The organism is Cupriavidus sp. 05T313, assembly GCF_056396665.1.
The window spans coordinates 27,652-40,477 of the sequence record NZ_JBFTLX010000009.1 but is presented as its reverse complement, the minus strand read 5'-3'; the positions used below and the strand labels follow the sequence as shown (position 1 = coordinate 40,477).

The following is a 12,826-nucleotide window of genomic DNA, read 5'->3' as shown; positions in this document are numbered from 1 at the left end:
CGCAGAGCCGGCCAGGCCGGCCTAGCCGGCTTCCGGCTCGCGCTGCAGCAGGCCCCAGCACTGGCGAACGAGTTCGTCCTCCAGCGCAGGGCTGCCGAGCAGGGGCGAGCGCTCCAGCGAGGCCGCCCGCACCACGCCGAACAAGGCGCGGGTCAGCGCAAACATCTGGGCCGGGGCAGGCACCCGCAGCGCGCCCATGCCGAGCGCCTGCAGTTGCGCGCCAATCCGTTCGCTGGCCATGCGCAGCGCCGCCACGGCGTCTTCGTCGCGGTCGTGGCGCCAGGCCAGGCGGGCCAGCGCGCGGGTGTGGTCATCGTACCCGCCRAAACTGAGCACATAAGCCTGTACATAGGCGCGCAGCGCGGCGCGGGCGGCTTCCTTCCCGGACATGCCCGCCGTGGCCGGCACCGCCGCCATGCGCTCGGCCAGCATCGTTTCCAGCGCGATCATGGCGGCGTCGCGCTGTTGCTCGATCAAGGCCCGGAGGATGGCCGCGCGGTCGGCGAAGTACTGGTAGAGCGAGCCGACCGATACGCCCGCCAGGGCGGCGATCTGCTCGGTGGTAGGTTCGGGCTGGCCACGCATCTCGTGTTCCGCGAACAATTTCGCCGCGGCCTGCAAGATGGCTTGCACGGTATGTTGCGCGCGCTGCTGCGAGGGCTGGCGGCGCTTGGGCGGTTCGGTGGCGGCGGGCATGATGGAATCTGAGCGGAAAGCGAATTGGCCGGCATGCGGTAAGCCGCTAGATTGTCGCACGCTGCCCGTCACGCACGGGCCATCGAGACAGGTCCCAGATCATGCATGCCGCTTCCTCGCCGTCACCCGTTCCACCAACATCGACAGAGCCGGCTTACGCCCCCGGCGTGCACCGCGCGCCTACCGCGATCGTAGCCGGCGCCGGCATTGCCGGCCTGTGCGCGGCGGATGCACTCGCGCGTGCCGGCGTGCAGGTGCGCGTGTTCGAAGCCGCCCAGGAGGCTGGCGGCCGCATGCGCACTGAAACCTTCGGACGGCATGTGATCGAATGCGGCGCGCAGTTCCTGTCCACTGGCTATACGGTGCTAGCGGCACTGGCGCGGCAGCTAGGCCTGGCTGGCGGCCTGCGCGCAGCCAGCCAGGTCAACGCGGTGATACGGCAAGGCCGCCCGTGCCGCGTGCGCGCGCAGAGCATGCTGGACCCGCTGCGCAGCGGCCTGCTGGGACTGCCAGCCTGGCTGCGCCTGGGGCTGGCGCTGGGCCGTGAAGGGCGCGCACTGCGCACGCTGCCGCTCAACGACCTGGGCCAATGGGCTCGCTACGACGAGGAATCCGCCAGCGAGTGGCTTGACCGCCGTGGCTGCGGCGAAGCGCTCGCCTACGTCACGGAGCCGTTGCTGCAAGGCTTCTATTTCCTCACGCCGGAAACATCGTCCGCGGCGCTGATGCTGCTGGCCAGCGGCTTCGGCGCGCGCCGCTGCAGCACCACCTCGCTGGCCGGCGGCATGCAGAGCCTGCCGCGCGCGCTGGCGGGCCCGCTACGTGTGGAAACAGGACGGCGTGTCGATGCCATCCGCCAGCAAGACACCGGCGTGGTAGTGAGCGGTGCGGGCTTCGAAGCCCGCGCCGACTTTGTCGTGTGCGCGTTACCGGCACCATTCGCCCGGCAAGCCTGGCCGGGCGCGGACGCGCTGGAGCGCCGCCTGCTCGCCACCGGCTACAGCCGCACCATCAACCTGTCGCTGCTCGCGCGGCCTGATTTCCGTGTGCCGCGGGCCCTGGCGGGCACCTATGGCGTGCTGGTGCCGCGTGCCGAGCRCCGCCATGTGGCCGCACTGGCACTGGATGCGGGAAAGCACCACCTTGGCGACCCCGCCAACGGACACGGACAGGTGATCCAGGTCATGCTGGAAGACCGCCCCGCCGCCGACCGGCTGGGCGCAAGCGATGCGCAAATCCTCGCCGACGTGCTGCCCGAGGTCGAGCGCCACCTGCCGGGGATTTCACGTCAGATAGAGGACTGCCTGGTCACGCGCTGGGCGCAGGCGATGCCCGCCGTGCCGGTCGGCCGCGCCGCCGATGTGCGGGCGTACCGCAGCCGTCCGCCTGCACCACGGCAACGGGTCTTCCTGGCGGGGGACTATATGAACGCGCCCTTCACGGAGGCTGCCGCGGCGACCGGGCACTGGGCCGCGGAGGCCATCATGCGGACGCTTCAGGCGGCGGCACGGGCCGGCGCGCGGCCGGCGTGACGCCGCGCGCGGACAACCGACAGCAGCCGCCCGCGCGGTAACGAAGCGATCAAGCGGCCTTGCGATGCCGGCGTTCCGGCTTGCATTCGTACTTGGATTCGCGGCGGCCGTCTTCGTAGGCCACCTCCAGCCGCACCGTGAAACCCCACAGCCGCGTGACGTGGCGGATCACCTCATCGAAGTTCTGCGCCAGCGGACGGCGGTCGTTCTGCAGGTGGCGCAGCGTCAGCGAGCGGTCGCCGCCCACATCCACGTTGGTGATCTGGATATTGGGCTCCATGTTCGACAAGTCGTACTGGTTGGCCAGCAACTGCCGGATATTCCGGTAGCCCTCGTCGTCATGGATGGCGGTCACGCGCAGCTTGCCTTCGCGGTCGTCGTCGAGCACGGAGAACAGCTTGAGCTCACGGATCACGCGCGGCGACAGGAACTGCAGCAGGAAGCTCTCGTCCTTGAAGTTGCGCATGGCGAAATCGAGCGTCTTGCGCCAGTCGCTGCCGGCGAATTCCGGAGCCCAGCGATAGTCTTCCTCGGTCGGGTTCTCGCACATGCGGCGCAGGTCCTGGAACATCAGGAAACCCACGGTGTACGGGTTGAGGCCGCTGTAGTACGGGCTGTTGTACGGCGGCTGGTAAATCACGTTGGTGTGCGCCTGCAGCAATTCCATCATGAAGGCGTCGTTGACCAGGCCTTCTTCATATAGCTGGTGCAGGATGGTGTAGTGCCAGAACGTGGCCCAGCCTTCGTTCATGACCTTGGTCTGGSGCTGCGGATAGAAGTACTGCGCGATCTTGCGCACGATGCGCACGATCTCGCGCTGCCAGGGCGCGAGCTTGGGCGCATTCTTCTCGATGAAGTAGAGCAGGTTTTCCTGCGGCTCCGGCGGGAAGGGCACATCGCGCTCCAGCCCTTCATCGTCTTCGAGCGCGTGCGCGCGGTGCTTGGGCAGGGTGCGCCACAGGTCGTTGACCTGCGTCTGCAGGTAATTCTCCCGCTCGGTCTGGCGCGCCTGCTCCTCGGCAATGGATAGCTTCTTGGGGCGCTTGTAGCGATCCACGCCGTAGTTCTGCAGCGCGTGGCAGGAATCCAGCAACTGTTCCACTTCCTGCTCGCCGTAACGCTGCTCGCATTCGGCTACATAGTTCTTGGCGAACAGCAGGTAGTCGATGATGGCGTCCGCATTGGTCCAGGTGCGGAACAGGTAGTTGCCCTTGAAGAAGGAGTTGTGGCCATAGCAGGCGTGCGCGATTGTCAGCGCCTGCATTGGCATGGTGTTCTCCTCCATCAGGTAGGCAATGCAGGGATTCGAGTTGATCACGATCTCGTAGGCCAGCCCCATATGCCCGCGCTGGTAGCTGCGCTCCGACGCCAGGAAATGCTTGCCATACGACCAGTGGTTGTAGCCGACGGGCAGCCCGGACGACGCGTACGCGTCGAGCATCTGCTCGGCGGTAATGATCTCGACCTGATTGGGATAGGTGTCCAGGCCGAAATCGCCGGCAATGCGGGCGATTTCGCGGTCATAGCGCTGGATCAGCTCGAAGGTCCACTCCGAGCCGGTGGAGAGATATGCCATTTACGACCCCCGTTGCGGGTGAAGCCCATGCCCGCGTGTCAGTCTCAAAACGACCTTGGGTTGTTCCCCTCTCCCGCGAGCGGGAGAGGGGCCGGGGAAGAGGGCGGGTGCATCGACGAAGCGTCCGCGCCTGAAAACCATCCCTCTCCCCTACCTCTCCCCAGAGGGGAGAGGGGGAAAACCTGCCTCAGCGGCTCGACGGCCAGGCCGCTTTCTTCTGGAACAGGTCATGCAGCACGGGATAGATCTCGTCCGGCCCGATGATGCGCTGCATGGCGAAGTTCTCGTAGCGCTCCTTCACCGCCAGATACTCTTCCCAGAGATTCTGCGGTTCCTCCGAAGCCACCTCCACATAGGCGTAATACTGCACCAGCGGCAGGATGGACTCGCGCAGCAAGCGCCCGCACAACTCCGAATCGCCCGCCCAGTTGTCGCCGTCCGACGCCTGGGCGCAGTAGATATTCCACTGGCTGGCGGGGTAGCGGTCGTGGATCACCTCGACCATCAGCTTGAGCGCGCTGGATACAACCGTACCACCGGATTCGCGCGAATGGAAGAAATCCTCCTCGTTGACTTCCTTCGCCACCGTGTGATGGCGAATGAACACCACGTCGATGCGATCGTAGTTGCGCTTGAGGAATAGATACAGAAGCATGAAGAAGCGCTTGGCGAGATCCTTGCGGCTCTCGTCCATGGAACCCGAGACGTCCATCAGGCAGAACATCACCGCCTGCGCCTGCGGCCGCTTCTTCAGCACGCGGTTGTTGTACCGCAGGTCGAGCTTCTCGATAAAGGGCACGCGTTCCACGCAGGAGCGCAGGTGGCGCATCTCCTTCATYAGTTCCAGCGCGCGTGCCGAATAAGGGCCGTCCTGCTCCAGCACCTCGCCATATTCCTGCTCCAGCAGCACGAGTTTTTTCTGGTAGGGGCTCGACAAGGCGATGCGCCGCCCGAGCGAGCTTCGCATCGTGCGCAGGATGGACAGATTGGAAGGGGTACCGTCGATGGAGAAGCCAGCCCTGACCTTGCGGACCTCGGCGATCTTGGCGAGGTGGCGCTTGGCCATGTCCGGCAGCGCCATGTCCTCGAAAAAGAAGTTGAGGAAATCCTCGCGCGACAGGGTGAAGACGAAATCATCCTCGCCTTCGCCCGAATCGCTCGCCTTGGAGCCGCCTCCACCGCCGCCTTGCTGCTGGCGGTCGAAGCTATCCCCCCGGACAAATTTCTTGTTGCCCGGATGGATCCACTCCCGCCGGCCGCCCTGGCCGTGGTGGAAGGCAGGTTCGGAGATGTCCTTGACCGGAATGGACACCTGCCCGCTTTGCTCGATGTCCATGATCTTCCGGCCGGACACCGCCTTCGCTACCGCCTGGCGTATCTGCTCGCGGTAGCGTTTGATGAAGCGTTGCTGGTTGACGGCACTCTTGTTGCCGCCGTTCTCGCGCCGATCGATGACCGTGGCCATATGCTTGCCCTCTTGGAGAGGCCTCGTCCAGGCGCCGTTACGATGATTTTCTTACGCGCAAATACCACTCCACAAGTAAGCGGACCTGCTTCGCCGTGTAGCCTTTCTCAACCATGCGGTTGACGAAATTCGCGTGCTTGTCCTGGTCCTCGCGAGAGGACTTGGCGTTGAACGAGATCACGGGCAGCAAGTCTTCGGTGGTGGAGAACATGCGCTTCTCGATCACCATGCGCAACTTCTCGTAGCTGGTCCACGCGGGGTTCTTGCCCGCGTTGTTGGCCCGCGCCCGCAGCACGAAGTTGACGATCTCGTTGCGGAAGTCCTTGGGGTTGGATATCCCCGCGGGTTTTTCCACTTTCTCCAGCTCGTCGTTCAGCGCATTGCGGTCGAGAATCTCGCCGGTGTTCGGGTCGCGATATTCCTGGTCCTGGATCCACAGGTCGGCAAACACCACGTAGCGGTCGAAGATGTTCTGGCCGTATTCGGAGTACGACTCCAGGTAAGCAGTCTGGATCTCCTTGCCGATGAAATCCACGAACGGCGCGGTCAGATACTCCTTGATGTAAGACCGCAGCTTGGCCTCCTGTTCCGGCGGGAACTGCTCGCGCTCGATCTGTTGCTCGAGCACATAGAGCAGGTGCACCGGATTGGCGGCCACCTCGGTGTTGTCGAAATTGAAGACCTTGGACAAGACCTTGAAGGCAAAGCGCGTGGACAAGCCGTTCATGCCTTCGTCGATGCCGGCGTAGTCGCGGTACTCCTGGTACGACTTGGCCTTTGGGTCGACGTCCTTCAGGCTCTCGCCGTCATAGACGCGCATCTTGGAGAAGATGTTCGAATTCTCCGGCTCCTTGATGCGGGTGAGCACGGCGAACTGTCCCATCATCTTCAAGGTGTTGGGCGCGCAGGGCGCGGCCGACAGCGAACTGCTGCGCAGCAGCTTGTCATAGATCTTCACCTCGTCCGACACGCGCAGGCAGTACGGCACCTTGACGATGTAGATCCGGTCGAGGAAAGCCTCGTTGTTCTTGTCCGCCTTGAAGGTCGTCCACTCGGCCTCGTTCGAGTGCGCCAGGATGACGCCGTCGAAGGGGATCGCGCCGAAGCCTTCGGTACCCTTGTAGTTTCCTTCCTGGGTGGCGGTCAGCAACGGGTGCAGGACCTTGATAGGCGCCTTGAACATTTCGACGAACTCGAGCAACCCGCGGTTGGCCAGGCAGAGGCCTCCGGAGTACGAGTAAGCATCTGGATCGTCCTGCGGGAAATCTTCCAGCTTGCGGATATCGACCTTACCGACCAGCGAGGAGATGTCCTGGTTGTTTTCATCGCCGGGCTCCGTCTTCGAGATCGCGATCTGCGAGAGCACCGAGGGACGCAGCTTGACCACACGGAAGCGCGTGATGTCACCGTTGAACTCGTGCAGGCGCTTGACGGCCCATGGCGAGGCGATGGTGTTGAGATAACGCACCGGGATGCCATAGTCCTCYTCCAKRATCTTGCCGTCYTCSTCGGRMGAGAACAGCCCGAGCGGCGATTCATGGATCGGCGAGCCCTTCAATGCGTAGATGGGAACCTGCTCCATCAGCGCCTTGAGTTTTTCCGCCAGCGAGGACTTGCCACCGCCCGGAGGCCCGAGCAGGTAGAGGATCTGCTTGCGTTCCTCGAGACCCTGGGCGGCATGCTTGAAGAACGCGACGATCTGCTCGATCGTGTCTTCCATGCCGTAGAACTCGCGGAAGGCCGGATAGATCCTGATGACCTTGTTGAAGAACAGGCGGGACAGCCGAGGATCGTGGTGGGTGTCCACCAGTTCAGGCTGACCGATGGCGGCGAGCATGCGCTCGGCCGCGGTCGCATAGGCGGAAGGATCCTTCTTGCAGATATCCAGATACTCCTGGATGCTGTATTCCTCTTCCTTGCGAGCTTCGAAGCGYGTGGCGTAGTGGCCRAAAATGTCCATACCTCACTCCCGTCAGAGTCCCGTCCGAGGCGATGGTAGATCTACTACATCTACTACAACTCAAGATTCCGCGGCAGCGCTTGCGGCTCCGCCACCCCGGCTTGGCGGTGCTGCCATGTTGCGAAATCTTTACTTAATCATAGTCAAATAACGGCAGGAACTGAGACTCGGTTGACGAACTTTGCAACTGTGCAACGGATCCGCTCGACTCACCGTACCACCACCCCAGGCCCCGCTCGCGACGGGCATTTGAACCATGTCTTGTGACACACATTACACCTTTCCTGTACTCCCTGCACAGTTGGTTTTGTAACGAGAAGCACGCATCGATACCTCCAACCCTCGCTGCGCCGGGCTTTGCGGGCAGCCTACTTCCAACGTCCTACGGCATTGGCATGAGTGGCTGCCCGCATGGCCCCTCGCGCATCAAAGCGTGCGCGCCACCAGCTCCTTCATGATCTCGTTGGAGCCGCCGTAAATCTTGCTGACCCGCGCGTTCGCATACATGCGGGCGATCGGGTATTCGAGCATATAGCCGTACCCGCCATGCAGCTGCAGGCATTCGTCGATGATTTCGCAGTTCTTCTGCGAGCACCACCACTTCGCCATCGCCGCGGTGGGGGCATCGAGTTCGCCGGCGAGCAACCGCACCATGCAATCATCGACGAAGGTTGCGGCGATGGTTGCCTCGGTCTTGCACTCCGCGAGCTTGAAGCGCGTGTTTTGCATATCGATCAGCGGTTTTCCGAACACCTGCCGCTCGCGTACGTAGTCGGTCGTGAGYTCGATGGCGCGCTGCATGCTCGCCACCGCACCGAGCGCGATGATCATGCGCTCCTGCGGCAGTTGCTGCATCAATTGATAAAAACCCTGCCCCTCCACTTCGCCCAGCAGGTTATCCACCGGCACGCAGACATCGTCGAAGAACAGCTCGGCGGTGTCCTGGCCCTTCTGTCCGATTTTTTCAAGGATACGTCCACGCCTGAAGCCGGGCAGGTCCCGGGTCTCGACCATGATGAGAGAGACGCCGCGCGCGCCGGCTTCGGGATCCGTCTTGGCCACCACGCAGATCAGGTCGGCGTGGTAGCCGTTGGTGATAAAGGTTTTTGCACCGTTGATGCGATAGATGTCTCCGTTCTGGGTCTTTTCACGCACCGCTCGGGTGCGTACCGACTTCAGATCGGAGCCCGCGCCGGGCTCCGACATGGCGATGGCGGCCACCATGGCGCCTGACGCCATCTGGGGCAGCCATTTGCGCTTCTGCGCCTCGGTACCGTAGTTGAGCAAGTAATGGGCCACGATGCCACTGTGCACGCCGTTGCCCAGGCTGGTGGCGATGGCACGCGCCATTTCGATACAGATCACCGCCTCGTGCGCAAAGTTCCCACCGCCGCCGCCGTACTCTTCCGGAATGCTGGCGCACAGCAGGCCGACTTCGCCCGCGCGGTTCCAGACTTCGCGGTCGATGTAGCCGCGTTCGGCCCAGCGGGCTTCGTTCGGCACCAGCTCGCGCTCGACGAAGCGGCGCACGGTGTCCTGGAACATGCCCAGCTCTTCATTCATCCAGGGCACCTTGCGGGCTGCCATCGCCATGTTCTTGTCGGTATTTCCCATGATGTCTCCTTGATGGATATTGCGTTGCGCGGCACGAACGAGGGTCCGCGCTGCCTGTTGCCTTCCTTTCTTCAAGCCGGTACGAGCCGTGTTGCGTTGCAGTTCCGCCTGCCCGGTCTCGCGGTCAATCAGCGCATATGTGTTGAAGGCGGCATAAATCCGCTGCCTCAGTCGAGCTGGATGTGCGCGTCGCGCACGATGCGGGCCCACTTGGGGGTATCCGTCGCGACCAACGCCGCCAGCTCTTCGGAAGAGGACCCGACCGGCTGCAGCCCCATCGCCGAGAGCTTCTGCGAGACTTCGGGCAGGCGCACAATGCGGCCGATCTCGGTCGAGAGCCGATTGACCACGTCGCGCGGCGTATTGGCCGGCAGGAACACCGAGAACCAGCCGCTTGGCTCAAACCCGGCGAAACCGGCCTCCGCGAAGGTCGGCACGGCCGCCAGCGATTTGTAGCGCTGGGTGCCGGTGATGGCGAGAATCCTGAACTTCCCGCTATTCAGATGGCTGTTGGCGGAGGTCACGTCGACGAAGGCCGAATCCACCTGCCCGCCAAGCACGTCGCTCATCAGCGGCGCGGCGCCCTTGTATGGAATGTGCGTCAGCTCCAGCCCCGCCTGCATCTTCAACAGCTCGCCGTGCAGGTGCGAGGAAGTGCCGTTGCCGTAGGAGCCGTAGCTGAGCTTGCCGGATTTGGCCAGGGCGACGAACTCGGCCAATGTATTGGCCGGCACCCGGTTGGGCACCACGAACAGGTCGGAGGACCTGGCAATCAGCGAGACCGGCGCGAAATCGCGCGTCACGTCATAGGGAATGCGCTTGTACAGGCTGGGCGACTGGATCATGGCGGTAATGCCGAGCAGCACCGTGTAGCCGTCTGGTGGCGCCTTGGCCACGATGTCGTTGCCGAGCATGCCGCTGGCGCCGGGCTTGTTGTCGACCACGACCGGCTGGCCCCAGGCCTCGGTCAGGCGCTGGCCGATCATGCGCGCGATAGTGTCGGTGCCGCCGCCGGCGGGATAAGGCACCACCATGCGAATGGGCCGTGCCGGATAGTTGCCCTGCGCCAGTGCCGGCCATTGCCATCCGGCCAGCAGCACGCCGCTGCCCAGTGCTGCCGCCTGGCCCAGCCAGTTGCGTCTCGTTGCTTTCATGCTGTCTCCTCTTGTAGCGTTCAGGCCGCGCGYCCGGCGGCTTCCGGTTGCGGCGGCGGGTCCTGATCTTGTCCCTGCTCCTGCTCCTGCTCCTGCAGCGCCCGCCACTGGATCTTGCCGGTGGCGGACTTGGGCAGGGCATCGACGAAAGTGACGATGCGCGGCACCTTGTAGGCGGCCAGGCGCTCGCGGCACCACGCCATGATCTGCTCGGCGCTGGCCTCGGGCGTGCCGCGCGCGCCCGGCTTGAGCGCCACCACCGCCTTCACGGTCTCGCCCCGGCGCGCATCGCGCGCGGCGATCACGCAGGCTTCGTGGATGGCTGGATGCCCGTAGAGCAGGTTCTCCACCTCGGCCGGCCAGACCTTGAAGCCGGACGCATTGATCATGCGCTTGAGCCGGTCGCGCATGAAGAAGTAGCCTTCGGCATCCATGAAACCCAGGTCACCGGTGCGCAGGAAGCGCTTGCCATCGATCTCGACGAACGATTCGGCATCGGCCTGCGGGTTGCGCCAGTAGCCGCGCATCACCTGCGCGCCGTGGGTCACGATCTCGCCCAGTTCGCCCTGCGGCAACTCGGCCAGCGTGTGTGGGTCGATCACGCGCGCGTCCACGCCGAAGGTGGCGATGCCCAGGCATTCGCGCTTGGGCCGGTGGCGCGGGTTGGACAGCAGGAAGGCGGCGGTTTCGGTCAGGCCGTAAGCCTCCACGTAGGGCAGCCCGAAGCGCTCCTGCAGCATGGTCGCCACGGCGTCGGGCATGGCGGCGCCGCCGCCGCCCAGGTAGGCGAGGCTGGAAAGATCGCGCTCGGCGATGCCGGGCTGCGCGAAGAAGTCCACCAGCATGGCGGGTGGGGCGCCCCACGTGGAAACCTGGTAGCGCTCGATCAGGTCTGCTGCCAGCGCGCGATCCCAGCGCGGCAGCAGCACAATGGTGGCGCCCAGGTAAAGCGGTGCATGGATGCCGTTCTGCATCCCGAGCAGGTGGAACATCGGCGCGACCGACAGTGACACGCCTTCCGGGCTGGCGCCACGCCACAACTGCGAGCCCACCGCAGCGCTCATCAGCGATCCGTGCGTATGCATGCAGCCCTTCGGGTTGCCGGTGGTGCCGGATGTATAGGCCAGCATGCACAGGGTGTCGTAGCCAGCCTGGTGCTCGCGCGGGACATGGCCCGCGGCGTCGGCCTGCGTCCACTGCGCCAGCGTGGCGTTTTCCGGCACGGATGCGGGCAGCGGGGCGCGCTCGTAAAGCCAGGCGGGTATGCCGTCGGTGCCGCAGGCGCTGTCGAGCATGTCGCCGTACTGGTGCACGATCACATGCGGCAGCCTGGCGCCATGCAGCGGCGCGATGCGCGGATACAGCTCGGCCGCGACGAAGGCCGCCACCGCGCCGCTGTCCTCCACCACATGCTCCAGTTCGCCGGTCAGCCACATCGGGTTGGCAGGCACCACCACGGCCTCGGCGCGCAGGATGGCGTAGTACGCCACGATGAACTGGGGGCAGTTCTGGCTGAACAGCACCACCCGGTCGCCCGGCGCCACTCCAACTTGCTGCAGGTAGCCGGCCATGCGTTCGATCTGCGTGTGCAGGCTGGCGTAGGTGATGGGGGTATGGAGGTACTGGATCGCGGTCTTGCCGGGATAGCGCCGGGCGGCGACCTCGACGTTATAAACCAGGCTGGTGCGTGGAACGCGCACCTCGGCCGGCATGCCGGGCGGCCAGAAGGGAGAGCGGTAGGCCGGGGAGGGAGAAGCGCAAGCAACTTGATTCATGGCGAACACAAAGTAAGGAAATCGCCGGCCGCCGCCGGCGCGGCTCTAGTCAAGGCGGATATTCCGGGTGCGGATGACCTTGCCCCAGCGCGCGTAGTCGCTGCGCATGGTGTCGCCGAAGGCGTCCGGCGTGCTGCCCATGAGCACCACGCCCATCTCGCTCATGCGGCCGCGCACGGCGGGCATCGCCAGCACGCGGTTGACGTCGGCGGAGAACTTCTCCACCACCGGGCGCGGCGCGGCGGCCGGCAGCAACAGCCCGAACCAGCCCATCGCATCCATGCCCGCGATGCCGCACTCGCGGAAGGTCGGYACGTCTGGCAATTGCGGTGCGCGCGCCGGCCCGGTCACCGCGAGCGCGCGCAGCCGTCCGGTGGCGGTGTGCGGGCGGGCGCCCATGACGGAGATGAYGGCGGCAGGCACCTGGCCGCCAAGCAGGTCGTTCAGCTCGGGCGCCTCGCCTTTGTAGGACACATGGGTCATGTCGAGCCCGGCGGCGTCGTTGAAGACTTCCCCGAAGAGATGGCCGCTGGAGCCGGTGCCGAAGGAGCCGTAGTTGAATTGCTTCGGCCTGGACTTCACCAGCGCGATGAACTCGGCCAGCGTGGTGGCGGGCACCGAGTTGTGCACCGCGAATACCAGGCTGGTAGTGCCAAGGTTGGACACCGGCGCAAAATCGCGCACCGGGTCGAAAGGCGCCTTGGCGTACAGGCTCGGCGCCTGGACCAGGGTGGTGATGGTCAGCAGCGCGGTATGGCCGTCGGCATYGGCCTTGGCCACCGCGTCGGCACCAATCATGCCGCTGGCGCCGGGGCGGTTTTCCACCACGATGGGACGCTGCCACATCTTGCCGAGCGGCTCGGCAATGGCGCGCGCCAGCACATCGGTGGCACCGCCCGCCGGATAGGGCACGACCAGCCGCACCGGCTTGGCCGGGAAGCTATCTGCGCGGGCCGGGCGCAAGCCTAGCCCGAGGCCACCGGCGGCGAGGGCGCCGGCTCCGATCTGCTGCAATGCCTTGCGGCGCTTGTGCTGCATCGCTGCTCCTGTCAGG

Annotated in this window: 9 protein-coding genes; 1 reads left to right on the top strand and 8 read right to left on the bottom strand. The window is 64.9% G+C overall.

Annotated features, from left to right (window positions below; all coding sequences use genetic code 11):
- Positions 1–21 precede the first annotated feature (21 nt).
- On the bottom strand, positions 22–696 hold the full coding sequence (locus AC1DKD_RS03680; protein ID WP_441636856.1) for a TetR/AcrR family transcriptional regulator: 675 nt from the start codon (positions 694–696) through the stop codon (positions 22–24).
- Between the two features lie 101 nt (positions 697–797).
- Between AC1DKD_RS03680 and AC1DKD_RS03675 the strand changes: the two genes are divergently transcribed.
- Positions 798–2,228 carry a protoporphyrinogen/coproporphyrinogen oxidase gene (locus AC1DKD_RS03675; RefSeq protein WP_477142946.1) on the top strand — a complete coding sequence of 477 codons (1,431 nt, stop codon included), beginning with the start codon at positions 798–800 and terminating at the stop codon, positions 2,226–2,228.
- A 49-nt stretch (positions 2,229–2,277) separates the two neighbouring features.
- Here the strand turns inward: AC1DKD_RS03675 and AC1DKD_RS03670 are convergent, their stop codons facing one another.
- The 7 genes from AC1DKD_RS03670 to AC1DKD_RS03640 form a co-directional block, all read right to left on the bottom strand.
- Complete coding sequence (locus AC1DKD_RS03670) at positions 2,278–3,804, bottom strand: SpoVR family protein (protein ID WP_477142945.1); 1,527 nt, start codon at positions 3,802–3,804, stop codon at positions 2,278–2,280.
- 187 nt (positions 3,805–3,991) lie between these two features.
- Positions 3,992–5,269 carry a YeaH/YhbH family protein gene (locus AC1DKD_RS03665; protein ID WP_441630952.1) on the bottom strand — a complete coding sequence of 426 codons (1,278 nt, stop codon included), beginning with the start codon at positions 5,267–5,269 and terminating at the stop codon, positions 3,992–3,994.
- Between the two features lie 37 nt (positions 5,270–5,306).
- On the bottom strand, positions 5,307–7,229 hold the full coding sequence (locus AC1DKD_RS03660) for a PrkA family serine protein kinase (RefSeq protein WP_477142944.1): 1,923 nt from the start codon (positions 7,227–7,229) through the stop codon (positions 5,307–5,309).
- A gap of 426 nt (positions 7,230–7,655) precedes the next feature.
- Entirely contained in the window at positions 7,656–8,816 is a 1,161-nt protein-coding gene (locus AC1DKD_RS03655) for an acyl-CoA dehydrogenase family protein (RefSeq protein ID WP_441630970.1), read from the bottom strand.
- A gap of 194 nt (positions 8,817–9,010) precedes the next feature.
- The gene (locus tag AC1DKD_RS03650; RefSeq protein WP_441630949.1) at positions 9,011–9,997 is read right to left on the bottom strand and encodes a Bug family tripartite tricarboxylate transporter substrate binding protein; all 987 of its coding nucleotides are present in this window, start codon (positions 9,995–9,997) and stop codon (positions 9,011–9,013) included.
- A 20-nt stretch (positions 9,998–10,017) separates the two neighbouring features.
- Positions 10,018–11,772 carry a long-chain fatty acid--CoA ligase gene (locus AC1DKD_RS03645; protein ID WP_441630947.1) on the bottom strand — a complete coding sequence of 585 codons (1,755 nt, stop codon included), beginning with the start codon at positions 11,770–11,772 and terminating at the stop codon, positions 10,018–10,020.
- 45 nt (positions 11,773–11,817) lie between these two features.
- Entirely contained in the window at positions 11,818–12,810 is a 993-nt protein-coding gene (locus tag AC1DKD_RS03640) for a tripartite tricarboxylate transporter substrate binding protein (protein ID WP_477142943.1), read from the bottom strand.
- Between the last annotated feature and the right edge of the window lie 16 nt (positions 12,811–12,826).